This is a genomic window from Pseudomonas sp. JQ36 (assembly GCF_053851495.1).
In genome coordinates this window covers 3,466,765-3,490,308 of sequence record NZ_CM132642.1, presented here as the reverse complement: position 1 = coordinate 3,490,308, position 23,544 = coordinate 3,466,765, and the positions used below count along the sequence as shown (strand labels likewise).

General features: G+C 60.9%; 21 protein-coding genes. 7 read left to right on the top strand and 14 right to left on the bottom strand.

The window, feature by feature from the left end; translation table 11 throughout:
- Positions 1–12: 12 nt before the first annotated feature.
- The 9 genes from ACS4NR_RS15625 to ACS4NR_RS15585 all read right to left on the bottom strand — a co-directional run bounded on the left by ACS4NR_RS15625 (position 13) and on the right by ACS4NR_RS15585 (position 11,133).
- The gene (locus ACS4NR_RS15625; protein WP_456017831.1) at positions 13–1,161 is read right to left on the bottom strand and encodes an efflux RND transporter periplasmic adaptor subunit; all 1,149 of its coding nucleotides are present in this window, start codon (positions 1,159–1,161) and stop codon (positions 13–15) included.
- A 225-nt stretch (positions 1,162–1,386) separates the two neighbouring features.
- Complete coding sequence (locus ACS4NR_RS15620; protein WP_456017830.1) at positions 1,387–2,487, bottom strand: DUF1513 domain-containing protein; 1,101 nt, start codon at positions 2,485–2,487, stop codon at positions 1,387–1,389.
- 14 nt (positions 2,488–2,501) lie between these two features.
- Positions 2,502–3,566, bottom strand: a complete 1,065-nt coding sequence (locus tag ACS4NR_RS15615) for an imelysin family protein (RefSeq protein ID WP_095136975.1) — start codon at positions 3,564–3,566, stop codon at positions 2,502–2,504.
- Between the two features lie 26 nt (positions 3,567–3,592).
- Positions 3,593–5,020, bottom strand: coding sequence for a di-heme oxidoreductase family protein (locus tag ACS4NR_RS15610; protein WP_456017829.1), 1,428 nt, complete (start codon positions 5,018–5,020; stop codon positions 3,593–3,595).
- Between the two features lie 277 nt (positions 5,021–5,297).
- Positions 5,298–6,647, bottom strand: a complete 1,350-nt coding sequence (locus tag ACS4NR_RS15605; RefSeq protein ID WP_456017828.1) for an imelysin family protein — start codon at positions 6,645–6,647, stop codon at positions 5,298–5,300.
- 230 nt (positions 6,648–6,877) lie between these two features.
- Positions 6,878–8,929 (bottom strand): putative bifunctional diguanylate cyclase/phosphodiesterase, encoded by a 2,052-nt coding sequence (locus tag ACS4NR_RS15600; RefSeq protein ID WP_027612474.1) that lies wholly within the window; start codon positions 8,927–8,929, stop codon positions 6,878–6,880.
- Positions 8,930–9,349: 420 nt separating this feature from the next.
- Complete coding sequence (locus ACS4NR_RS15595; RefSeq protein WP_003227660.1) at positions 9,350–9,946, bottom strand: superoxide dismutase; 597 nt, start codon at positions 9,944–9,946, stop codon at positions 9,350–9,352.
- A gap of 176 nt (positions 9,947–10,122) precedes the next feature.
- Positions 10,123–10,725, bottom strand: a complete 603-nt coding sequence (locus ACS4NR_RS15590) for a LysE/ArgO family amino acid transporter (RefSeq protein WP_027612476.1) — start codon at positions 10,723–10,725, stop codon at positions 10,123–10,125.
- Positions 10,726–10,731: 6 nt separating this feature from the next.
- On the bottom strand, positions 10,732–11,133 hold the full coding sequence (locus ACS4NR_RS15585) for an ACT domain-containing protein (RefSeq protein ID WP_456017827.1): 402 nt from the start codon (positions 11,131–11,133) through the stop codon (positions 10,732–10,734).
- Between the two features lie 96 nt (positions 11,134–11,229).
- On the opposite strand from ACS4NR_RS15585, the gene ACS4NR_RS15580 reads away from it, so the two are divergent.
- The 4 genes from ACS4NR_RS15580 to ACS4NR_RS15565 all read left to right on the top strand — a co-directional run bounded on the left by ACS4NR_RS15580 (position 11,230) and on the right by ACS4NR_RS15565 (position 15,220).
- Positions 11,230–12,123, top strand: a complete 894-nt coding sequence (locus ACS4NR_RS15580) for a LysR family transcriptional regulator ArgP (RefSeq protein ID WP_095136979.1) — start codon at positions 11,230–11,232, stop codon at positions 12,121–12,123.
- A 53-nt stretch (positions 12,124–12,176) separates the two neighbouring features.
- Positions 12,177–13,169 (top strand): NAD-dependent epimerase/dehydratase family protein, encoded by a 993-nt coding sequence (locus ACS4NR_RS15575; protein ID WP_456017826.1) that lies wholly within the window; start codon positions 12,177–12,179, stop codon positions 13,167–13,169.
- 116 nt (positions 13,170–13,285) lie between these two features.
- On the top strand, positions 13,286–14,140 hold the full coding sequence (locus tag ACS4NR_RS15570) for an ATPase (RefSeq protein ID WP_095136981.1): 855 nt from the start codon (positions 13,286–13,288) through the stop codon (positions 14,138–14,140).
- Positions 14,141–14,374: 234 nt separating this feature from the next.
- Positions 14,375–15,220 (top strand): cache domain-containing protein, encoded by an 846-nt coding sequence (locus ACS4NR_RS15565; protein ID WP_456017825.1) that lies wholly within the window; start codon positions 14,375–14,377, stop codon positions 15,218–15,220.
- A 125-nt stretch (positions 15,221–15,345) separates the two neighbouring features.
- Here the strand turns inward: ACS4NR_RS15565 and ACS4NR_RS15560 are convergent, their stop codons facing one another.
- Together ACS4NR_RS15560 and pobA are read right to left on the bottom strand one after the other, a co-directional pair.
- A complete protein-coding gene (locus ACS4NR_RS15560) occupies positions 15,346–16,863 on the bottom strand; it encodes an MDR family MFS transporter (protein WP_456017824.1) in 1,518 nt (505 codons plus the stop codon).
- A 79-nt stretch (positions 16,864–16,942) separates the two neighbouring features.
- A complete protein-coding gene (gene pobA, locus ACS4NR_RS15555; protein ID WP_456017823.1) occupies positions 16,943–18,136 on the bottom strand; it encodes a 4-hydroxybenzoate 3-monooxygenase in 1,194 nt (397 codons plus the stop codon).
- A 177-nt stretch (positions 18,137–18,313) separates the two neighbouring features.
- Here pobA and ACS4NR_RS15550 point away from each other — a divergent pair, with 177 nt between their 5' ends.
- Positions 18,314–19,198, top strand: a complete 885-nt coding sequence (locus tag ACS4NR_RS15550; RefSeq protein WP_115984317.1) for a helix-turn-helix domain-containing protein — start codon at positions 18,314–18,316, stop codon at positions 19,196–19,198.
- A 136-nt stretch (positions 19,199–19,334) separates the two neighbouring features.
- Here the strand turns inward: ACS4NR_RS15550 and ACS4NR_RS15545 are convergent, their stop codons facing one another.
- Positions 19,335–19,511 (bottom strand): hypothetical protein, encoded by a 177-nt coding sequence (locus ACS4NR_RS15545; protein ID WP_443534110.1) that lies wholly within the window; start codon positions 19,509–19,511, stop codon positions 19,335–19,337.
- A gap of 198 nt (positions 19,512–19,709) precedes the next feature.
- Entirely contained in the window at positions 19,710–20,615 is a 906-nt protein-coding gene (locus ACS4NR_RS15540) for a LysR family transcriptional regulator (protein WP_456017822.1), read from the bottom strand.
- 114 nt (positions 20,616–20,729) lie between these two features.
- Here ACS4NR_RS15540 and ACS4NR_RS15535 point away from each other — a divergent pair, with 114 nt between their 5' ends.
- A complete protein-coding gene (locus tag ACS4NR_RS15535) occupies positions 20,730–21,608 on the top strand; it encodes an MBL fold metallo-hydrolase (RefSeq protein ID WP_456017821.1) in 879 nt (292 codons plus the stop codon).
- Between the two features lie 220 nt (positions 21,609–21,828).
- Positions 21,829–22,443: an NAD(P)-dependent oxidoreductase gene (locus ACS4NR_RS15530; protein ID WP_456017820.1), complete on the top strand. Its 615-nt coding sequence runs from the start codon at positions 21,829–21,831 to the stop codon at positions 22,441–22,443.
- A gap of 124 nt (positions 22,444–22,567) precedes the next feature.
- Here the strand turns inward: ACS4NR_RS15530 and ACS4NR_RS15525 are convergent, their stop codons facing one another.
- Positions 22,568–23,449, bottom strand: a complete 882-nt coding sequence (locus ACS4NR_RS15525) for a LysR substrate-binding domain-containing protein (protein WP_456017819.1) — start codon at positions 23,447–23,449, stop codon at positions 22,568–22,570.
- Positions 23,450–23,544 lie beyond the last annotated feature (95 nt).

Here is a 23,544-nt window from a genome sequence, read left to right as displayed (position 1 = left end):
GGGATTCCTTGATCAGTCGGCGCGAGGCGGACTGTTCTGCTCGCCGAGGGTCTTGTCGTCGCTGATGGCAATGTGTGCGCCGTTGTCCAGTTTGATCTGGCCGGCGGTCACTACTTGTTCGCCGCTCTGCACGCCCTTGTTGATCATCACCAGGCCATCGCGGCGCTCACCGGTCTCGATGAAACGGCGTTCGGCGATCAGTACCGGCTGGCCCTTGTCGTCTTTTTCGACGCTGCCGTCCTCGGCCTTCTTTTGCCCGACCACGTACAGCGAGTTGCCGTAAAGGGTGTAGGTGATCGCGCTTTCCGGGACCACGATGTGTTTCTGCGGATCGGGCAGCAACACCTCAAGGCTGGCGAACATGCCCGGCAGCAATTTGCCGTCGGGGTTGGCCAGGGTTGCGCGCACCAGAATATTGCGTGTGGTGCTTTCGACAATCGGGTTGATCGCGCTGATGGCGCCGGGAAAGTTCTGCCCGGGATAGGCCGCGACGCCGATCTGCACCGGTTGACCGATGGCCAGTTTCGGCACCGATTGCTCCGGCACATAGAAATCGGCGTAGAGGCTGCTCAGATCCTGCAGGGTGGCGATTTTGGTGCCGCTGGCGAGGTAGTCGCCGACATCCACCTGACGGATGCCGATGGTGCCGCTGAACGGCGCAAGGATGCGTTTTTTCGCCAGCGAAGCGTTGAGCTGATTGACCGTGGCCTTGTTCTTTTGCAATACGGCGGAGAGACGGTCGTACTCGCCTTTGGAGATCGCGCGGCTATCGACCAGTTGGCTGCCACGGCCGAAGTCCAGTTGTGCCAGTCCCAGGTCAGCCTTGGCGGTTTCCAGCAGGGCGGTCTCGACCGCGCTGTCGAGTTGCAGCAGTGGTTGCCCGGCCTTGACCTTCTGTCCGGATTCGAATTTGAGTTCAGTGACGGTGCCGGCGACTTCCAGGCTCAGGTCGACGCCTTGCAAGGCTTTCAGCGAGCCGACGGTGGGCAAACGCATCTGCCACGGCTGTTCGCTGGCGCGGGCCACGGCGACGCTGATCGGCGGTTTCGGTTTGGAGAAGCCCTGGATCATGGTGTAGATCGAAAAGGCTTTATACCCGCCCAATACCAGGACGACCAGCAAGACAACACCCAACATGATCAGCATGCGGCGACGCAGCATATTTCCAGTTCCTTGGATAAATCAGGTGAGACAGGCGGGCACATTACTCCGAGTCAGGTGGGGATTCCAACTGGCAGTTATTACAGTGAGGACGAATAAAACCCCTGTGGCGAGGGAGCTTGCTCCCGCTGGGGCGCGAAGCGGCCCCGCTTTTTAACTCAAGAGCATGGGACTGCTGCGCAGTCCAGCGGGAGCAAGCTCCCTCGCCACAGTTACAGCGTTGATTCAGGCCATCAGGTGCAGATGGTTGTCCCAGAGCCCTGCCGGTAATTCCAGCGGCTTGGCCAGCAGTTGATCCTGGCGGCAATCGTAGTAGCGGCACCGGCCTTGACCGGAAGTGACGACGAAACCGTCCTTCACCGCACCAACGCCGGCGCAATCGGGCAGCGGCGCGTCGAGACGCACTTCGCCGCTGTCCAGGTCCCAGATGAAGAAGCGATTGCCACGCGGCGCGGTCAGCGCCACCAGACGCAGATCGCTGTGCACTGCGACGCTGGCGGTGTAGTGACCCATCGATTGCAACTGATGCTCCGGCACCGGGAATGCCACGAAGGGTTGGCCCGGACGCTTGATCGCCAACAGCTCGGAGCGCTCATGCGAGGCGCCCATGAACTGCTGGCCGGCGACGATGGTGCCGTCGTTGGCGATGCCCAGGTGGCGCACGCTGTTCATCTGCTGGGAAAGGGTTTCCTTGCTCAGCAGGGTGCCGTCGCGCTGCATCAGCACCAGGCTCGGTTCCATGGCGTTGAGGTTCATGTCGACGCGGCTTTCGGCCTCGGTGCGGATCCCGCCGTTGGCTACCACCAGGGTTTCGCCATCGGGCATCCACGAGACCTGATGCGGGCCGAGGCCATGGGTGGAAATCTCGCCGCAGTGCACCAGCCGCTCGCCTTCGAACTTGTACACCCCGAGCAGGCCACGCCCCGGATCCGTGGTGTCGTTCTCGGTGGCGTACAGGTATTCGCCGTCCTTGTGCACCACGGCGTGGCCGTAGAAATGCCGGTTCGGCTGCGAAGTCACGGTTTGCAGCAACGTCCCGTCGCGCAGGTCGATCAGGTAGCTCTCGGTGCCCGGACGGCGGGCGACGAACAGCGCGATCGGCAGCGTCGGGTGGTTGATGATGTCGTGGCAGCGCTGGCCGACTTCGGTGGCGAACACCCGAGTACCGTCCAGCCGATAACCGACGGCGTAATGCCTGCCGTCGGTGTCGTCGCGCGCCGAGAGCAACAGCGGGCTCTGATCCTTGCGCTTGAACAGCGTCCAGCCGCCCAGTGTCACTGCTCCCAGCAGCAAACTACCTAAAGTCAGAGCCTGGCGTCGCAGCATGGCACTTGCCCTCATCAGTCACCGTCGTTGGCGTTGAAGCCCAGTTGGATGCCCAGCGCCTTGGCCAGTTCGCCCTCGTGCAGGCGATGGACGACGTTGAGGCTGTCGTAGAGATCGTTGAGTTGTTGACGACCGGCGTCGTCCTGAAGCATTTCGGTCAGCGAGCGCTGGCTGCTGTCGAACAGTTTCAGTGACGCGGCGTAGGCAGCGTCGATCTTGTCTGCCAACGGTTTCTGCTCGGCCGGCAACAGACCGCGCAGGCCTTTGTTGTCGACGCCTTCCCAGACGGTTTTGGCCGCGGCCAGACTGGCTTGCAGCGCGGTCAGCGACGACTGGCTGCGCCACGCATCGGCCTGGAACGGTTGCGGCACGCCTTTGCTCTGGCGGCCCATTGGCGTGCCGAGTTTTTTCTTCAGGGTGTCGAGTGCGGTGACCTGTACACGCAGCAGATCGGCGATCGCTTCGTGGGAGTCGGCGTAGCGCTGGTTGGGGAACTTGCTCATCTGCGCGAGCATGCCGTCGGTGTTGTTCCAGCTCTGCAGAATCTCTTCGGCCAGTTGCTTCTGACGCTCGCCGATGGCGATCAACAGTGGGCAGTATTTGGCTTTCTGCTCAGCGTTGGCGACGTCCGGTTTTTCATCGAACAGGATGTACTCGTAAGCCGACAGGCCCTGCACCACCACGCTGGATTTGGCCAGTGCGGCGGCGTCGATCTGCGGTTGCGCGACCACCAGTTGCTCGACCTGACGGCCAACGAGGTTTTTCTTGTCCGGCCAGAACTGCACCTGCCACGAACGGTTCCCCTCGGCCAACGGCCCGATCAGCAACGGTTGCAGCTCGGCCCAGGCTTTCTGCGCGTGCAGGAAGTCGGCGCGGGCGGTTTCCAGGGTTTCCTTGCCCTGGCAGTAGGCGAGGGCGCTGACGGCCAGTTGCTTGTCGGCTTCGACCCAGCGGGTGTAAGTCGGCAGGATCACCGATTTGGCGATGGCCGCCGAGGTGACCGCTTGCGGGTCCTGCGGCGAGCAGGCGCCGAGGGCGAGCGCGGCAAGGCTGGTGAACAACAACTTGGGACGGAACATGTCGGGCTCCCGATTCTTTTAAGTGTTTAAAGTGAGTTCAAGAACGCCAGCAGCGCGGCACGCTGTTCGGCGTTGAAAGACAAAACCTGTTGCTGCGCCTGCTGCGCTTCGCCGCCATGCCAGAGCACGGCTTCGAGCAGATTGCGGGCGCGGCCGTCATGCAAGAACTGGGTGTGACCACTGACTGCCTGCGTCAGACCGATCCCCCACAACGGCGGGGTGCGCCAGTCGCGGCCGGAGGCCTGGAATTCAGTGCGGTTGTCGGCCAGACCATCGCCCATGTCATGCAGCAGCAGATCGCTGTACGGGCGAATCACTTGATTGGCCAGTTCAGGTTCGGCGGCGTTGGCGGCGGTGGTGTATTTCGGTGTGTGGCAGGACTGGCAGCCAGCCTGGAAGAACAGGTTCTTGCCGGCCAGTACTTGTTCGTCGTTGACGCCGCGACGTGCCGGCACTGCGAGGTTGCGCGTATAGAACAGCACCAGGCGCAGGATGTTGTCGCTGACTTCCGGCTCGCCGTCCGGGCCATTGCCGTTGGGTGCCTGCTTGCACGCGGTTTGCGCGTCGGTGCAGTCATCGAAGGGTCTGAGGCTGGTGGTCAGGCCCATGTCTCCGGAAAACGCATGGACATTCTGCTGATTGAGATTCGGTTGCCCGGCTTTCCAGCCAAAACGGCCGGCCACGGTTTTCTGTAACTCATCGTCCCAGACCCGATTTACGCGACCCTTGATGCCGTTGTTCTCTTTGGCTTGCGCCGCGGCGTTGGCGAGGATCGCTGCTTCGGGGATCGCTTCGAGCAGGCCGAGACCGATCATCGGCGGCGCGACCCGGGCCGAGAAACGCGTGTCCGGGTGCATCGGGCCGTAGCCCAACTGAGTGAATTGCAGAACCGGCTTGCGCAGCTCCACTTCGGTGCCGTCCTTGAAACGAACCGGCACCGGGGTGTATTCGACGCGCACCTTGCCTTCGGGTGTGACCCCGGGCACGGCCATGTCCTGGAACTGGCCGCCGTAGACCGGCTCCGGCACCACGCCGACTTGCTCGATGACTTTGGCATAGGCCGGTGAATCGGGAATCGACAGACGCACCAGCATCGACACCGCGTTCGTCGCATCCGGCGTTGGCGGATGTCCGCGACCGTCCTTGATGTGGCAGTTCTGGCAGGCGTTTGTGTTGAACAGCGGGCCGAGGCCATCGCGGGCGGTGGTGGTCGACGGGGCGATCACCCACGGACTGCGGAAGAAGCTGTTGCCGACGCTGAAGTCGACCCGACGCGACGGCGGCAGGTTGGCCGAGGGCAGGGAGAACGCATTCTGATCGGTCTTGCGCACGGTCGCCGCCCCGCCCGAACGCGCTTCACCCGGCTCAGCCTTGGTAAAGCGCGGGGCGTCATCGCAGGCACTCAGGCCCAAGGCCAGAAACAGTGCGGACAAGCGAAGCGGCAGCGAGGGCATCAGACATCCTGCGGACGGGCGAAAACAAAGGCGCAAAGTCTAACAGGGCGAGGGGGTTTGAATAAGAGGAATTATCGTTTGCTTGATATGGCGCAGTGATTTGGAGAAACGCAGTCCCCCCTGTGGGAGCGGGCTTGCTCGCGAAGGCGGCGTGTCAGTCAATTCATCTGTGTCTGACCCAGCGCTTTCGCGAGCAAGCCCGCTCCCACAGGGTTTTGTGTATGGCAAGCATGAAAAAGGCGACCCGGAGGTCGCCTTCTTGTGCAGTCAGCGTTGATCAGAACTCGTGATCAGCGTTGTCCGGGTTCAGGTCGCTGATGCCCAGCTTGCCGGCAGCGGCTTCGATCGAACCGGTCTGCTTGACCAGAGAGGCGATGGCATCACGTACGATCTGGTTGCCGGCGGTGTTGCCGGCCGCGATCAACTGGTCGTAGTGCTCACCCTTGTTGGCGTGATCGACCATGACCTGGATCTTGGCTTCGGTAGCGGCCAGATCGGCTTTCAGCGCGGTGTCGGCTGCCGGGTCGGCTTTGGCCACCAGCGACGACAGGCTGGCGCCGGTCATCTTGGTGCCATCAACCCGGGTGTACTCGCCCAGGTACACGTTACGAATGCCTTTGGCATCGTAGAAGTGCGAGTTGTGGGTGTTGTCGCTGAAGCAATCCTGTTCGTCTTCCGGGGAGTTGGCTTCCAGGGAGACCTTCATGCGCTCGCCTGCCAGTTCGCCCAGCGACAGACTGCCCATGCCGAACAGCATTTTGCGCAGACCGGATTCGCCCGGTTCGGCTTCCAGGGTGGCGCGGTAGTTGTCAGCCACGTTCGGCTTCCAGTTGCCGACCATTTCTTCCAGGTCGCTGACCAGCAGTTGGGTCACGGCTTTGAGGTAGGCACGGCGACGATCGTTGTGACCGCCGGTAGCGCCAGCGCCTTCCAGGTAGTCCGACGCCGGACGGTTGCCGGCGCCCGGGCCGGTGCCGTTCAGGTCCTGGCCCCAGAGCAGGAATTCGATGGCGTGGTAGCCGGTGGCGACGTTGGCTTCGGAACCGCCCAGCTCGTTGAGGCTGGCGAGTTTTTCCGGGGTGATGTCCTTAACGTCGACCTTGTCTTCGCCGACCTGCACTTCAGTGTTGGCGATGATGTTGGCGGTGGCGCCCGGGTTGCCCAGCGCGTGCTCGTAGGTTTTGTCGACGTAGTCGATCAGGCCTTCGTCCAGCGGCCAGGCGTTCACCTGACCTTCCCAGTCGTCGATGATGGTGTTGCCGAAGCGGAACACTTCGCTCTGCAGGTAAGGCACGCGCGCAGCGACCCAGGCAGCCTTGGCGGCTTTCAGGGTGTCGGCGTTCGGCTTGGCGAGGAAGGCGTCGACGGCGATTTGCAGGGTTTTCGCAGTGGATTCGGCATCGCTGTAGACGGCGAAGACCATGTCGGCGTAGTGCGCGACCACAGCCTTGGCCGCAGCTTCATCGACTTTACCGGCAGCGGCAGCGGCAGGTGCTGGAGCGGCAGCGGTACTGGCGGCCGGCGTCGGCGCGGCCGGGGCGGCAGCCTTGTCTTTGCCTTCGCCGCAACCGGCGAGGGAAATAGCGATGGCCAGCAGACTGGCGGTAGCCAGAGGCATACGAATCATGGCGAACATCCTGCTTCGATAGTTGAGTGGACTCGCGCTGGGGGTGCGCAAAACTGCGACATAATGCAAATCTTTCGCATTATGTGTAAAGGGCTGTGGCTGGAAATATTTCTTATTTACGCCAGTGTGATGGCGCAGATCAAAAGATCGCAGCCTCGTTTCACTCTACAGCTCCTACAGGGGCACGCGATCCCTGTAGGAGCTGCCGCAGGCTGCGATCTTTTGATCTTCTAGAGAATGGCAGCATTGGTGCGTTGGGCTTGCTTGAGGTAGGCCGTCAGCTCCCGGGCAGGCAGCGGCTTGCTGTAGTGGTAACCCTGACCTTCGTGACAGCCTTCGGAGATGATGTAGGACTCCTGCTCGGCGGTTTCCACGCCTTCGGCGATCACCTGCATGCCCAGGCTTTTGCCCAGTTGGATGATCGCGCGAACGATGGTTGCATCGTCGTCGTCATCCAGCAGATCCTGGACGAAGCTCTTGTCGATCTTGATCTTGTCCAGTGGCAGGCTCTTCAGATAACTCAGCGATGAGTAGCCAGTGCCGAAGTCGTCAATGGCGATCAGCGCCCCGGAGCGGCGCAGGCTCAGCAGATGCTGGGCGGCGGTGCTGATGTCTTCCATCAGGCCGGTCTCGGTGACTTCCAGTTCGAGGCTGCGCGGCGGCAGACGGTAGATCTGCAGCAAGTTGTTGACCACCCGCGGCAACTCGGCGTGGTGCAGTTGCACGGTGGACAGGTTGACCGCCATGCGCAGATCGACAAAGCCCTGATCGTGCCATTCGCGCAACTGCTTGCAGGCCTGATCCAGCACCCACTCGCCAATGGCGATGATCGTACCGTTCTGTTCGGCCAGCGGGATGAACAAGTCCGGCGGCACCAGGCCATGCTCCGGGTGCTGCCAGCGAATCAGCGCTTCAACCCCGACCACCCGGTGATCGCGATAGCTGATCTGCGGCTGATAGACGAGGTAGAACTGGTCGCGAATCAGCGCATCGCGCAGGTCTTTTTCCAGCTCGCGACGGCGGCGCATCTCGCTGTCGACGCTGGCGATGTAGAACTGATAGCGGTTGCGCGAACGGGTCTTGGCCAGCGTCATGGTCTGCTCGGCCTTCTGCAACAGCTTCTCGGTGCTGTCGCCGTCCTCGGGGAACAGGGTGATGCCGATGGTTGCGCGCAGGCGGATTTCCTGATGGTCGAGGGCAAACGCCGCTTCCAGATCATCGAGGATGCTTTGCGCCAGTTCTGCCGCTTCGTAAGGTTGTTCGATATCGGCCTGCACCAGGGCGAACTGGTCGCCACCCAGGCGGGCGAGGGCGCCGAGGCGACCGCTGTGGGCGCGCAGCCGGTCGGCCAGCGCCAGCAGCAATTGGTCGCCGGTCTGGTAGCTGAACTGCTCGTTGATCCCTTTGAAATCATCCAGCCCCACGCACAATACTGCGACCCGGCGTTGCAGCTTGCCGGCGTCGACCAGAATCTTGTCCAGTTGCTGCTGCAATTGCTGGCGGTTCGGCAGGCCGGTGAGGAAGTCGTACTGAGCCATGCGCAGCAGGCTGTTTTCCGCTTCGTGACGCAGGTGGGTGTTGCGTTCGATGGATTCGAGCAACTGGTTGGCGGTGTTGATCCAGATGCCGAGTTCATTCTTTTCGTGACCCTTGAGCTGCGGAATCTTGTGCTCGCTGGGGCGATCGGGATTGATTTCGGTGAGGTGCTCGATGATCCGCGACAGCGGCTTGGTCAGCAGCCAGTGATAGACCAGATACAGCACCAGGCCCATGGCCAGGGCGCGCAACACGCCGGAAATGAAAATGATCACCGAGCTGACGATGAAACTCTCGCCATAGGTGGCCGTGTCGAGGGTGATGCTCAGGTCGCCGTAATATTCGCTGTACGGGCCGCGACCGACCAGTTGGGTGGTGAAGGTGCGTTCCTGACCGAGAATCAGGTCAGTCAGCCAGCGGCTGTTGGAGTGCTGCAACTCACGGGACTTTTGCGCGAGCATCGCTTCGTTGGGATGGCCGATGGACGCCTGGCGCACCGCGTCGTCCTGAAACAGGCCTTCGATCACCTGCATGCCCATTTCCCGGTCCAGGCTGTAGACCGCCTGAGTCGAGGGATCACGGAACATGTCGAGGATACGCTGGGCGTCGCCGGCCACCGCCTGGCGGGTTTTATAGGCATCGAAAACGATCTGGGCGCAGCTCAAGACCACGCCGACGATCAATGCCGAAAGGAGCACGACCCGGAGCAACTTCACCGACAAGCTGTTCTTGAGTTCCAGCTTCAAAGGGTTATTCCTTGTTCCGTGCGGGTAGCGTCAAGTTGCCATGAGTATTGGCAATCCCGTGTTGGCAGTCAAAGGGACAATCAAGTCCCGAGATATTTGCCCGTGGCGTTGCCGAAATACAACGGCCTGGAGTGTCAGCTCTATTTGTACTGTGTCGGTAGTTTCAGTCCTCAACTTGAGCAGTCCGGAACAAATTTTCGCTGATTTGATGGTAGCCCGCTGTGCAGCCCCGGCAAGCGGCGCGCAGCTGCTTTCATGGCAGGAAACAGGCTTTTCTGTGTAGGAGCTGCCGCAGGCTGCGATCTTTTGACGTTGATTGTAAAAAACAAGATCAAAAGATCGCAGCCTGCGGCAGCTCCTACAGAAAGCGAAGGCATAAAAAAACCCGGCATCAGCCGGGTTTCTTATCTGGCGCGCAGCTTAAGCGGTGAAGGTTTTGCCTTCGAACTGCTCAGCGACGAACTTCCAGTTGACCAGGTTCCAGAACGCTTCAACGTACTTCGGACGCAGGTTGCGGTAGTCGATGTAGTAAGCGTGTTCCCAGACGTCGCAAGTCAGCAGCGGGGTGTCGCCGCTGGTCAGCGGGTTGCCGGCGCCGATGGTGCTGGCCAGGGCCAGGGAACCGTCAGCCTTTTTCACCAGCCAGCCCCAGCCGGAACCGAAGGTGCCGATCGAGGTTTTGCTGAACTCTTCCTTGAACTTGTCGAACGAACCGAAAGCCGCGTTGATGGCTTCAGCCAGTGCGCCGGTTGGTTGACCGCCGGCGTTTGGCGCCAGGCAGTTCCAGTAGAAAGTGTGGTTCCAGACCTGAGCGGCGTTGTTGAAGATGCCGCCCGAGGAAGTCTTGACGATCTCTTCCAGGGTCTTGCCTTCGAACTCGGTGCCTGGCACCAGGTTGTTCAGGTTCACGACATAGGTGTTGTGGTGCTTGTCGTGGTGAAATTCCAGGGTTTCCTTGGAAATGTGCGGCTGCAGGGCATCGTGTGCGTAAGGCAGCGGCGGCAATTCGAAAGCCATGATGATTCTCCTAATCAGGTCTGTTGCGGTGAGCGCAAGGCCGATCACGGGCGGCCAGAAATGCACCGACGAGTTTTTACTCTTTGCGGCGCAGGGTTCGGATCATAGCACCGGGGTCAAGGCTTAACCACGCAACAACTGTGTGGGATAGAGGTTCCAGAGCCTTTTGGAATAAATCAGTTGGCGATAATCAATTGGCCCGCCACCGTGAACATCATCACTGCCACCAGAAGATCAAGAATCCGCCAGGTACTCGGCCGCGCCAGCCACGGTGCAAGCCATGCCGCACCAAGGGCGAGGGTGAAAAACCACAGCAGCGAAGCACTCGCCGCGCCCACGACATAAGCGCCCGGTACTGACTGCTGCGCACCGAGGGAGCCGATCAGCAATACGGTATCCAGATAAACGTGCGGGTTGAGCAGCGTCACCGCCAGCGCGCTGAGCATCACCGCGCGCAACGAGCGTACGGTGTGGTTTTCACCCTGATCCAGACTCTGTTTCGAGAACGCCCGGCGCAGCGCCTGGCTGCCGTACCAGATCAGAAAAACTGCGCCGCCCCAGCGTGCGACTGCGAGCAATGTCGGGTTTTGCGCCAGCACGGTCGCCAGACCAAACACCCCGGCCGCCACCAGTAGCGCATCGCACGCCACACACAGCGCCGCCACCGGCAAGTGATGTTCGCGGCGCAAGCTCTGCGCCAGCACAAAAGCGTTCTGCGTACCGATCGCCATGATCAGCCCCAACGCCACCAGCAATCCGTTCACATAGCTTTGCCACATAAAGAGTTACTCCGCGTTAGCTGCGAGATCGCGCAGTACTTGCATGGCGCGCTCGGCGTCGGCCTGACCGACAAACAAATGATCGTGGTAGTAACCGGCGATCACGTTGCAACTGATCCCGGCCTTGCCCAATGCCGTGGCGAAAGCAGCGGTGAGGCCGACTGCTTCGAGCGCCGAATGCACATTGAGAGTGATCCACGCCGCCACATAATCGAAACTGAACCCGGCGAGTTCAGCCTGGGAGCGTTCGAGAATCACGGTCAGGCCTTCCTGTTCGCGAAAGCTGCCGACAATCTCTACACCGCTCGGCAACTGGCCGCCACGCAGGGTGCAAAACACATATTCGCCGGCGTTGAGCTGCGGGCTCATGCTGCGCAGCAAGGTCGTGAGTGAGGTTTCGCCAGCCATTGCAGTGTTCCTTGATAAAGAGTGCTTGCTGGCTATTCTCCGGTCGAAAGCGGTATAAGAAAAACCAATAGTGCTGATCGCTCATTAGGAAAACTGATGTTCGACTACAAATTACTTTCCGCGCTGGCCGCCGTGGTCGAACAGGCCGGATTCGAACGCGCCGCGCAGGTTTTGGGCTTGTCGCAATCGGCGATTTCACAGCGGATCAAATTGCTGGAAGCGCGGGTCGGCCAACCGGTGCTGGTACGCGGCACGCCGCCATCGCCGACCGAGATTGGCCGGCGCCTGCTCAACCATGTGCAGCAGGTGCGCCTGCTCGAACGTGACTTGCAGACCCTGGTGCCAGCGCTCGACGAAGAAGGCCTGCCGGAGCGTCTGCGCATCGCCATCAACGCTGACAGCCTCGCCACTTGGTGGGCCGAAGCCGTGGGCGATTTCTGCGCCGAGCAGCATTTGTTGCTGGATCTGGTGGTGGAAGATCAGACCGTCGGCCTCAAGCGCATGCGTGCCGGGGAGGTTGCGGCGTGTGTCTGTGCCAGTGAACGCCCGGTGGCCGGTGCGCGCAGTGTGTTGCTCGGGGCGATGCGCTATCGGGCGCTGGCCAGTCCGGCGTTTATCGAGCGGCATTTCCCCGACGGCGTGCGCGCCGAGCAGTTGCCGCGCACGCCTGCGCTGGTGTTCGGCCCGGACGATTTTCTCCAGCATCGCTACCTCGCATCCCTGGGCGTCGATGGCGGATTCGAGCACCACTTGTGCCCGTCCTCTGAAGGATTTGTGCGCCTGACCGAAGCCGGGTTCGGCTGGGGACTGGTGCCGGAACTGCAAGTGCGCGATCAACTGCAACGCGGCGTGTTGCGTGAACTGTTGCCAGATAAACCGATCGATGTGCCGTTGTACTGGCATCATTGGCGCAATGGCGGTCAGCTGCTGGCCTTGCTGACCGAGCAATTGCTACGTTCTTCACCGCGCTGGCTGGTGCCCTTGGGCTGACGGTCAGCGTCAAGACAGACGTATCAGGTAAACGAAAGACATCGGAGCGTTACATGAAAATTCTGGTCACCGGCGCAAGCGGCTTCATTGGCGGACGCTTTGCGCGTTTCGCTTTGGAGCAGGGCCTGGACGTGCGGGTCAACGGTCGCCGGGCCGAAAGCGTCGAGCATCTGGTGCGCCGTGGTGCCGAGTTCGTTCCGGGTGATCTCACCGATGCGGACTTGGTGCGTGAGCTCTGCGCCGACGTCGAAGCGGTGGTGCACTGCGCCGGTGCCGTCGGTTTGTGGGGGCGCTATCAGGACTTTCATCAGGGCAACGTGCAGGTCACCGAAAACGTCGTCGAAGCCTGCCTCAAGCAGCGCGTGCGGCGGCTGGTGCATCTGTCGTCGCCGTCGATCTATTTCGATGGCCGCGATCACCTCGGTCTGACCGAAGAGCAAGTGCCCAAACGCTTCAAGCATCACTACGCGGCGACCAAATACCTGGCCGAGCAAAAGGTCTTCGGCGCCCAGGAATTCGGTCTGGAAACCATTGCCCTGCGCCCGCGATTTGTCACCGGCGCCGGCGACATGAGCATCTTCCCGCGCCTGCTGAACATGCAACGCAGGGGGCGTCTGGCGATCATTGGCGACGGCCTGAACAAGGTCGACTTCACCAGCGTGCAGAACCTCAACGAGGCGCTGCTCAGCAGCCTGCTGGCGGCCGGTTCCGCGTTGGGCAAGGCCTACAACATCAGCAATGGCGCACCGGTGCCGTTGTGGGATGTGGTCAATTACGTGATGCGCAAGATGGAAGTGCCGCAGGTCAGCAAATACCGTTCATACGGCCTGGCCTACAGCGTCGCGGCGCTCAATGAAGGCGTGTGCAAACTCTGGCCGGGCCGCCCGGAGCCGACCCTCTCGCGGTTGGGCATGCAGGTCATGAAGAAAAATTTCACCCTCGACATCAGTCGCGCCCGGCATTATCTGGACTACGATCCGAAAGTCAGCCTGTGGTCGGCCCTCGACGAGTTCTGTGGCTGGTGGAAAGCTCAGGACATCCGTTGATACAAGTCGCTCGGCCGGCAATGAACCGCACTGCCGCTTGAGGGTCAATCCCTGCGGCTGCGGCGGTTATACTTCGCAGCATTTAGCCATCACCGCGTTCCACAAAGGTTGCCTCAATGTCCATGCGTAACGATGCCAACGACGATTTCGACGATGTACCGAGCCTGCGGGCCGACACCTTTGACGACGATGACATTCCGCCCACCGCCCGCACCTCCGTGCACTCGCGCACGCCGCCGGTGGTCAAGGTCAAGGCCGCGAGTACCGGGCCGCTGTGGGCACTGGTCGGCGCGTTGTTCTTTGCCTTCATCGGTCTGGCCTGGTGGAGCTTTCAGCAGATTTCGCTGATGGAGCAGCAATTGGTCGCGACCCAGGAAAGCTTTGCGCGCATCAGCGAGGAAGCGGCAGGGCGCCTGCAGGACATTTCCGGCAAGGTGGTCGCCAGCCAGAGCAACGTCAACAGCGACAGCGAAGCCCTGAAGCTGCAGATCAAACAGCTGGAAACCCAGTTGCTGGATCAGAGCAAACAGCAGCAAGGTGTGGTCGGTCAGACCAGCGATCTGGACAAGCGTCTGGCGCAAATGACCGCGCAGACCACCGAACAACAGAACGCCAATACCCAATTGCAGGCTCAGGTCAAAGCCTTGAGCGCCGAACTGGCAACCCTGAAAAGCGCCCCGGCCGACACCGGCAAGGTCGATGCGCAGCTCAAGAGTTATGACGCCCAACTGAAAAGCCTCGGCGCTGATATCACCGCGCTGAAAAAGCAGGGCAACCCGAGCGCGGCGATCGAGCGCCTGGAGCAGGAAATCGTCGTCCTCAAAAGCGAACAGGACAACCGCCCGGCCGCTGCGCAGGGTGGCGGCAATACCGCCGAGTTCGATGCGTTCCGGGGGCAGATGACCCGCAACATCAACACCCTGCAGGCGCAGATCCAGAACCTGCAGCAGCAGATCAATGCCCGGCCATAGGGCCTGACTCAGGAACCTTTGTGGCGAGGGAGCTTGCTCCCGCTGGAGTGCGAAGCGTTCCCCTGCTTTCGTTCAGGTAGAGCGCATTTGCAGGTTTTGCGACTGCTTCGCAGCCGAGCGGGAGCAAGCTCCCTCGCCACAGGAAATGCGGCAACTTCCGGATTCATCTTCGACCTCCGTCCGACCCCAAGCCGTCTACGCTCTTGAAACACCAACAAGAACGAGGGATGCGTTATGGGGTTTTTGCATAAAGTGGCGTGGCTCGGGGTGATGCTTTTTGTGGGGGCAGGGCAGGTCAATGCCGCCACACAAAAGGACGACAGCAAGGCTGCCATCGCTTTGCTGGAAAAGGCGCTGGCCTATTACCACGACAATGGTGACAAGGCCTTCGCTGCATTCAGCCGTCAGGGTGAGTTCGTCGACAAGGATCGCTACGTGTTCGTGGTCGACACCAAAGGCGTGATGCTCGCCAGCGGCGGGCCATCCTCTGCCTTGATCGGCCGTGATGTCAGTGAAGTGCTTGCGCCGGATTTGCAGAAAGCCTTCAAGGACGCCTTGCTGGTGCCGGAAGGCAACGGCATCCAGCAAGCCGAATACCGCTGGCAGAACTGGGCGGACGGCAAGGTCGAGCGCAAGCATGTCTACTATCAGCGCATCGGCCAGCGGATTCTGGCCGTCGGTTATTACCTGCCGCGTGCATCAGCCGAGCAGGCCAAGGCACTTCTCGACAAGGCTGCAACCGATCTGGGGAAAAACGAGAAGGGCACCCTGACGGCCATCAACTCGCTCAAGGGCGGTTATCTGCAGGATGACTTGTACGTGTTCGTGGTCGATCTGGATACCCAACGCTACGTTGCCCACGGCACCAACCTGCGCTTGATCAACACGGATTTCAGCAAGATCAAGGATCCGGAAGGCAAACCGGTGGGCGAGCCGATTCTGGCGCTGATCGCCAAACAGGACGACGGCGAATACGAATACCGCTGGAAAAATCCGGTGACCGGCAAGGTCGAAGACAAGCATGCCTACCTGAAGAAGGTCGGGCATTTTCTGGTGGCGGTGGGTTACTACAGTCCTTGAGTGAAACATTCGCTACTGTGGGAGGGGGCTTGCTCCCGAAAGCGGTTCGTCATTCAGCAAAGATGTTGGCTGATCCACCGCTTTCGGGAGCAAGCCCCCTCCCACAGGGTTTTAAGGTGTTGCTGTTATTTGGCGCCATGCTCGCGCCCGCGCAACAGGTTGTTCGGCATCGCAATCGCGGCCGCCAGCCCCAGCAATGACACCGCGGTACTCACCCACAGCAGATGCCGGAAGGTCACCGAGAGCTCGGCGCGCAAGGCGTTCTGCGCATCGCCTGGTGCGGCGTTCAAACCGTCGAGCAGCACGTTGCCCGAATGCCCCTCGCTGAGCAGCGAGTTGCTCGCCAGATGGGCAAAACTTGAATCCTGCAACAACGCCAGCAACAGCGCCGACATCAACGCCACACCCACTGCGCCGCCCAGCGAGCGGAACAGGTTGGTGGTGCTGGTGGCGACGCCGATGTCGCGTTGTTCCACCGAGTTCTGCGTGCCCACCAGTGAAGTCGGGAACTGCATGCCGCCGGCAATCCCGCTGAGCAGCATGAACACGCTGCTGACCAGCGTCGCATCCGGTGGGCTGAACGCCATGCCGAGAATCGAGATCGGCATCAGCAGCGCGCCGGTCAGAATCTGTGGTTTGTAGCGACCGGTCACCGAAGTACGGCGTCCGGCGAAATAAGCGCCAATCGGCAGGCCCATCGCCAGCGGTAACAGGTGCAATGCGGCACTGTCGGCCCCGGCGCCGGTGACACTCTGAAAGCGCAGCGGCATCAACACGATCAGCGAAATTGCCTGAAAACTGGTAAAGAAAATCGTGCACCAGCACAGCAACGCATTGCGGTTGGTGAACAGGTGCATCGGCAGCAGCGGCTCGCGCGCCCGGCGTTCATGCCAGACGAACACCGCCAGCACCAGCACCGCACAGGCGAACAGGCCAAGCACCTCGCTGCTGCGCCACGAATGCCCCTGACCGACCTGGGTGATGGCCAGCAGCAGGGCGGTCAAACCGATGATCATCAACAGCGTGCCGAGGTAATCGATGATCGGTTTGCGCTGCGGAATCGGCAGCCCGCGCAGGTTGCGATTGGCAACCCACCAGGCGCCCAGCCCCAGTGGCAGATTGATCAGAAATACCCAGCGCCACGACAGGTACTCGGTCATGTAGCCGCCGAGCACCGGCCCGGCGACGCTGGCCACCGCATACATGCTGCTGAAGTAACCCTGATAACGGCCGCGTTCGCGCGGCGGGACGATGTCGCCGATGATCGCCTGACTCACCGAGATCATTCCGCCGGCACCGATGCCCTGGAGAATCCGCGCCAGCACCAGTTGTTCCATGCTTTGCGCCATGCCGCAGAACAGCGAGGCGAGGGTGAACAGGCCCATGCCAAACAGCATCAGTTTGCGTCGCCCGTACAAATCGCCGAGTTTGCCGTAGATCGGCACGGCCACAGTCATTGCCACCATGTACCCGGAAATCACCCAGGCCAGCAGGCTGACGTCCTTGAATTGGGCAGAGATGGCGGGCATCGAGACGGCGACGATGGTCTGGTCCAGCGCGCCGAGAAAAATCGCCATCATCAACGCGACCAGCACGCTGCGAATGGCCGGTTTGGGCGTTTCAGGGTGATTGAGATTGGTCACGGGCGAGCCTGCGGGCAGTGATGGACCCGCACGGCCATTGCGCGCGGGTGGATGCTCGCCAGTGTAAGTCGGTAGCAGGCTATTCGATAGCCTCGTACGGAAGTCCGACGTAATTTTCTGCAATGGTTTTTCGACCCGCTTCGGAGCTGACAAAGTAGTCCAGTTCCGAGGTGCTGATGCGTTGGCTGAAATCATCATGTTCGTCGAAGCGGTGCAGCATCGAAGTCATCCACCAGGAGAAACGCTCGGCTTTCCATACCCGGCGCAGGCAGATTTCCGAGTATTTCTCCAGCAGATCGATGCGTCCGTCGCGATAAACCTTCAGCAGAATGTTGAACAACGTGCTGACATCGCTGGCGGCCAGGTTAAGGCCCTTGGCGCCGGTGGGCGGAACAATGTGCGCGGCATCGCCAAGCAGAAACATCCGCCCGTACTGCATCGGCTCGACGACAAAACTGCGCAGCGGCGCGATGCTTTTTTCAATCGACGGGCCGGTCACCAGTTTTTCTGCAAGCTCGGCGGGCAGGCGGGTTTTCAGCTCAGCCCAAAAGCGCTCGTCGGACCAGTCCGCGACGTTTTCTTCAGCCGGTACTTGCAGGTAGTAACGGGTGCGCGTGGCCGAACGCATGCTGCACAGGGCGAAGCCGCGTTCGTGCCGGGCGTAGACCAGTTCTTCGTGCACCGGCGGGGTGTCGGCGAGAATCCCCAGCCAGCCGAACGGATAGACCCGCTCGAAGATCTTCAGGCAGTCCTCGGGAATCGACTGCCGGGCGACGCCGTGGAAACCATCGCAACCGGCAATGTAATCGCAATCGACGCGCCAGGTTTCGCCATCCTTTTCGAAGGTGACAAAGGCCTCGTCGCTTTTCATGCCGTGAGGAACGACATGGCTCACTTCATAAAACGACAGTGCGCCGGCCTCCCGACGAGCGGCCATCAGGTCGCGAGTGACTTCGGTCTGACCGTAAACCATGACGGTTTTTCCACCGGTCAAACCCTGCAGATCGATGTGCGCCAGACGTCCATCCAATGCCAGATCGAAGCCGGAGTGCACCAACCCTTCGGCATCCATGCGTGCGCCTACTCCGGCCTGGCGCAACAGCTCTACCATGCCTTGTTCAAGCACGCCGGCGCGAATTCGTCCGAGGACATAGTCGGGCGACTGACGTTCAACAATCAGGGTGTCGATGCCGGCGTTGTGCAGCAACTGACCGAGGAGCAATCCGGACGGACCGGCGCCAATGATGGCGACTTGGGTTTTCAGCGTTTTCATTGTTTTTATGACTCGCAAGCTTCACGCGACAGAAGGCGGTGAATGATTTTTATGGATCGAGTGCTTGCATTTTTCCCTTGCGGGTCTGTCAATTGAAGGTGAAAACTGAGCCGATACCTGTACATTCTGCCAATCGGTGCGATTATCGCCCGCAACTTCGAGGCCTGGATTGAAGTGATGAACAAGCCTGCCCTGCCTTCGATTCCGGTGTTCAAGCTCTACGGTGAAAGCCTGGACTGGCCGACCCCTGACTTGCTGCACTGTGAAACCATTTCCAAACGCAGCCGCGAACATCAATGGGAAATCAAACCCCACCGCCACGCCGATTTGTGCCAGTTGCTCTTCGTCTTCAAAGGTCAGGCAGAGCTTGAAATCGAAGGTCAACGCACGCAGCTCAACGAACCCGCCATACAAGTCCTGCCACCGTTGTCGGTGCATGGCTTTCGTTTTTCCGAGGATGTCGAAGGATTCGTGGTCACCCTCGCCAATCCGCTGATCAATCACCTGCAGGCGCAACTGGGCAGTTCGGTGCACGCACTGGCCCAGGCCGAGCACTACCCGGCGGGCAAGGACGCGGAGTACCTGAACAGTCTGTTTTCAGCGTTGCAGGCCGAGTACAACGGCCATCAGCCGGCGCGGGAAATGCTCATGCATTCGCTGGTCAGCGTGATCATGGTCTGGGTCAGCCGGCAGGCGCTCGTGCGCCATAACGCCAGCCAGCGGCCGCAACGCCAGCGCGAATACCTCAACGGGTTCATTCAATTGGTGGAGGAGACGTACCGTCAGCATGTGAAGGTCGAAGACCTGGCCCATCGCCTGGGGATTTCGGTGTCACACCTCAATGGCACCTGCCGCGAACTGGCAGGGCAGCCGGCGCTGCAGATCATGCACGAACGCCAGTTGCTGGAAGCCAAACGTTTGCTGACCTACACCAGCATGACCATTTACGAGATGTCGGAGTTGTTGGGGTTTTCCGATCCGACCAACTTCACGCGCCTGTTCCGGCGCAGGGTGGGGATTTCGCCAAAAGCCTTTCGCGACCGGCTGAAGGCCGAGCAGTGATCCTGTAAACCCGGCGATATCCTGTGGGAGGGGGCTTGCTCCCGAAAGCGGTGTATCAGTGTGCATCAATGCTGAATGGCACACCGCATTCGGGAGCAAGCCCCCTCCCACAGGATTGCATGCCAGCTCAGATCATTCAGCGCAGCGCATTAAGCGTCGCGTTGTGCGGAATACAGCGCTCGAAATTGCAGCTGGCATATTCGCGCGGCAGTTGTCGCAACTGCTCGACCCGCCAGGCCGCGGTGCCGTACAGCGCCAGCGTGGCGGCGCAGGTGATGAAAATCGCGATGTACCTTCTTGTTCTGATGTTCATGGCGTAGACCTCTGAACGCATACCCTGCGGTATTACTTTCAGCATAGGTCAGCGGTACAGAGTTGCCAGCCACGCATTTCGTCTATGTGCCCCCCCCTGTGGGAGCGGGCTTGCTCGCGAAGGCGGTGTGTCAGCGACATTTGAAGTGATTGACACACTGCATTCGCGAGCAAGCCCGCTCCCACAGGGGAATCGGATTTACAGGCCCATATCCCAGTCGGGATTTTCCGGGAATCGTTCGACGAGAAAATCCAGCATGCTGCGCAGTGCCGCCGGCATGTGCTTGCGTGAGGCGTAGACCGCGTAGATGTTCATCTGCCGTGGCTCGGCATCCGGCAGCAGGCGTACCAGTTCACCGGCATGTACATGCACCCCGGCCTGATAGGTCGGCAGCATTGCCACGCCGGCGCCGGCCAGGGTGGCGCGCAGCAGGGTGCTGGCCTCGTTGGCGCTGATGTTGCCCTGTACCGGCACTGACACCGGTTCGCCGTCCTCCTCGAAATGCCACAGGCTCTTGCCGAAATACGAATGCGTCAGGCAGTTGTGTCGGCTCAGGTCCTCGACCCGCTGCGGCGGCGGATTGTCGCGCAGATAGGCCGGGGCGGCGCAAATCAGCGAGCGGCAGACGGTCAGGCGCCGGGCGATCAGGTTCGGATCGAGGTCATTGCTGGTGCGGATCGCCAGATCGATGCGCTCATCCACCAGATTCACCGTGCGGTCGAGCATCTGCATGTCGACGCTGACCCCGGGGTAGCGCTTGACGTACGCCGCCATCGCATCGGCCAGTTGCGCCTGACCGAACGAGGTACTGACACTGATGCGCAGCAGTCCGCGCGGTGCCTCGTCGGGTTCGCTGACGGCAGCCTGCATGTCGGTTGAGAGTTCGAGCATCTGCCGGCAGCGCGGCAGAATTTCGCTGCCGGCGGCAGTCAGGCTCAATTTGCGTGTGGTGCGGTGCATCAGGCGCGCGCCGACCCAGTCTTCCAGCTCCGCCAGATAACGCGACACCACTGGCCGTGACAGATCCAGATGATCGGCCGCCGCCGACTGGCTGCCCAGATCCACCACCGTGACAAACACCCGCATTGCTTGAAGACGATCCATGATTTGCCCGCTTTCAGAAACAAACTATGTCCAAGCATCGCATTTTTTGTACCGAGTCAGGCAACTAAGCTCTGTCCCATCGCCAAACACGGCATTCGGACCACGGAGCAACAAATGATCGGCTTCACTACCCTCAAGCGCGTTTTGCTGGCCACCGCCACCCTCGGTTTCGCGGCCCACGCCGCTGCCGCCAACCTGACACTGGATGTCTACAACCCGGGCACCAACGCGATCTTCCCGGTGACCTCGGTGCTGGTCAGCGGCGAGAAAGACGCGATTCTGGTCGATGCACAATTCGGCAAGGCCCAGGCCGAGCAGGTGGTGGAAAAGATCCGCGCCAGCGGCAAGCACCTGACCACCATTTACATCAGCCACGGTGACCCGGATTACTACTTCGGCCTCGACACCCTGACCCAGGCTTTCCCCGACGCGAAGGTGCTGGCCTCGCAGCCGACCGTGGATCACATCAACAAAACCGTCGCCGGCAAACTCGCCTTCTGGGGCCCGAAAATGGGTAACGACGTACCGGCCAAAACCATCGTGCCGGGCGTGCTCAAGGGCGATAGCCTGATGCTCGAAGGGCAGAAATTGCAGGTGATCGGTCTGGACGGCAAACAACCGGATCGCAGCTTCGTGTGGATTCCGTCGCTCAAGGCGGTGGTCGGTGGCGTGGTGGTCGCCGAGAACATTCATGTGTGGATGGCCGATACCCAGACCGCGCAATCCCACGCCGACTGGCTGCAAACCTTGCACGCGATCGAAACCCTGAAGCCGAAAACCGTGGTGCCCGGTCACTACCTGGGCGAGAGCAGCCGTTCGTTGGCCAGCGTGAAATTCACCGCCGACTACATTAAGGCTTTCGACGAAGAAACCGCCAAGGCCAAGGATTCCGCCGCACTGATCGCGGCGATGAAAAAGCGCTACCCGACACTCGGCGAAGAGAGCTCGCTGGAGCTGAGCGCCAAAGTCGCCAAGGGCGAGATGAAGTGGTAACCCGATTGATCTGAAACAGAGGTCCAGAGGACTTTTGTGGCGAGGGAGCTTGCTCCCGCTCGCCTGCGCGGCAGGCGCAAAACCTGCCAATACGTTGAATCTGAAACAGGCGGGGAGTGCTTCGCCCTCCAGCGGGAGCAAGCTCCCTCGCCACAGGGAATACCGCTTCAAGATTAGATTTATGCCGTCGTTGAAACTCTCAAGCCAACTGGAGAATGTCATGAGCAAGATCGCAATCATTGGTGCCACCGGCCGTGCTGGTAGCCAACTGCTGGAAGAAGCCCTGCGTCGCGGCCATAGCGTTACCGCCATCGCCCGCGATACCTCGAAGATCGGCACGCGTGCCGGTGTGGTCAGCAAGAATGTCGATGTGCTGGATTCGGCGGCGCTGCAAGCGGCAGTGGCCGGTCACGACGTGGTGATCAGCGCCGCGCACTTCGCCACGGTACCGGCCAGTGCCGTGGTCGGCCCGGTGAAGCAGGCGGGTGTGAAGCGTCTGCTGGTGGTCGGCGGTGCCGGTTCGCTGTTGCTGCCGGACGACAGCCGAGTGATCGACAGTGCGGGTTTCCCCGCCGAGTACAAAACCGAGGCCAGTGCTGGCGCGGCGTTTCTCGATGCCTTGCGTTCGGAGCAGGAACTGGACTGGACCTTCCTCTCGCCATCGGCAGAGTTTGTCGAAGGTGAGCGCACCGGCACCTTCCGCGTTGGCAAGGATCATTTGCTGTTCAGTGCTGAAGGTCGCAGCTGGATCACCTTCGCCGATTACGCGATTGCGTTGATCGACGAAGTGGAAACGCCGAAGCATTCGCGTCAGCGGTTTACCGTCGGGTATTAAGCAACGACGCAGACCAAATGTGGGAGCGGGCTTGCTCGCGAAGGCGGTGTGTCAGCGACATTTGAAGTGATTGACACACTGCATTCGCGAGCAAGCCCGCTCCCACAGGAGGGATCTGTGTACTTCAGCGGGTATGCGCCTGCTCCACCAGCCAGATCATCAACTCCTCCAACTGCGGCGACGCTTCCCCGCCCTGCGGCATCACCACGTAATACCCCAGCCCCGTTTTCACCTTCAGATCAAACGGCATCACCAGCCGCCCCGCGCGCAGGTCATCGCCGATCAGTGACCAGTCGCCAATCGCCACCCCCGTCCCATGCGACGCCATCGACATCGCCTGATCCAGCGTCTCGAAATGCTGCCCCATGTTGACGTTGTTCAACTGCAATTCGGCGGCGGTCAGCCACACGGTCCAGTCCTGGGTGTCGCGGGTCGGATGCAGCAGCAGATGCTGTTGCAGGTCGGCCGGTTCGCTCAGCGCCGGTGGGCCTTTCAATAATGCTGGCGAGCAGACCGGTGTCAGTTGTTCATCAAACAGGTGCAGCGCGGTCGAGGAGTTGTCCGGCGGGGTGCCGTAGATCACCGCTGCATCGAACTGCTCGCGCTGAAAGTCGACACCGTGGGCCAGCGTGGTGGTCAGTTTGACCGGCACGTCCGGGCGCTCCTTTTGCCATTGCAGCAGGCGCGGCACCAGCCAGCGCATCACGCAGCTGGGCGCCTTGAGTTGCAGGGTCTGACGCTCGCGCCCGATCTGCTCGGTGGCTTCGCTGACCAAACCGAAGATCTTTTCCACCCGTGGCAGCCATTCGCGTCCTTCGGCGGTCAGTTCCAGGCCTCGGGCCAGACGGATGAACAGCTCATACCCCAGATGATCCTCCAGCCCGGCGATCTGCCGGCTCACGGCGCCCTGAGTGATGTGCAACTGCTCGGCCGCCCGGGTGAAGTTGCAGCACTGCGCGGTGATCAGAAACGTGTGCAGGGCGGGCAGGGGAGGCAGTCGTTTCATGGGGAACCAAGCTATGACGTGAGGACATGGCTAGTATGACTTTTAATCGATTGTTGCCGCTACCTGCCGCCCGTTCAATGAGCCCATTCCACGGA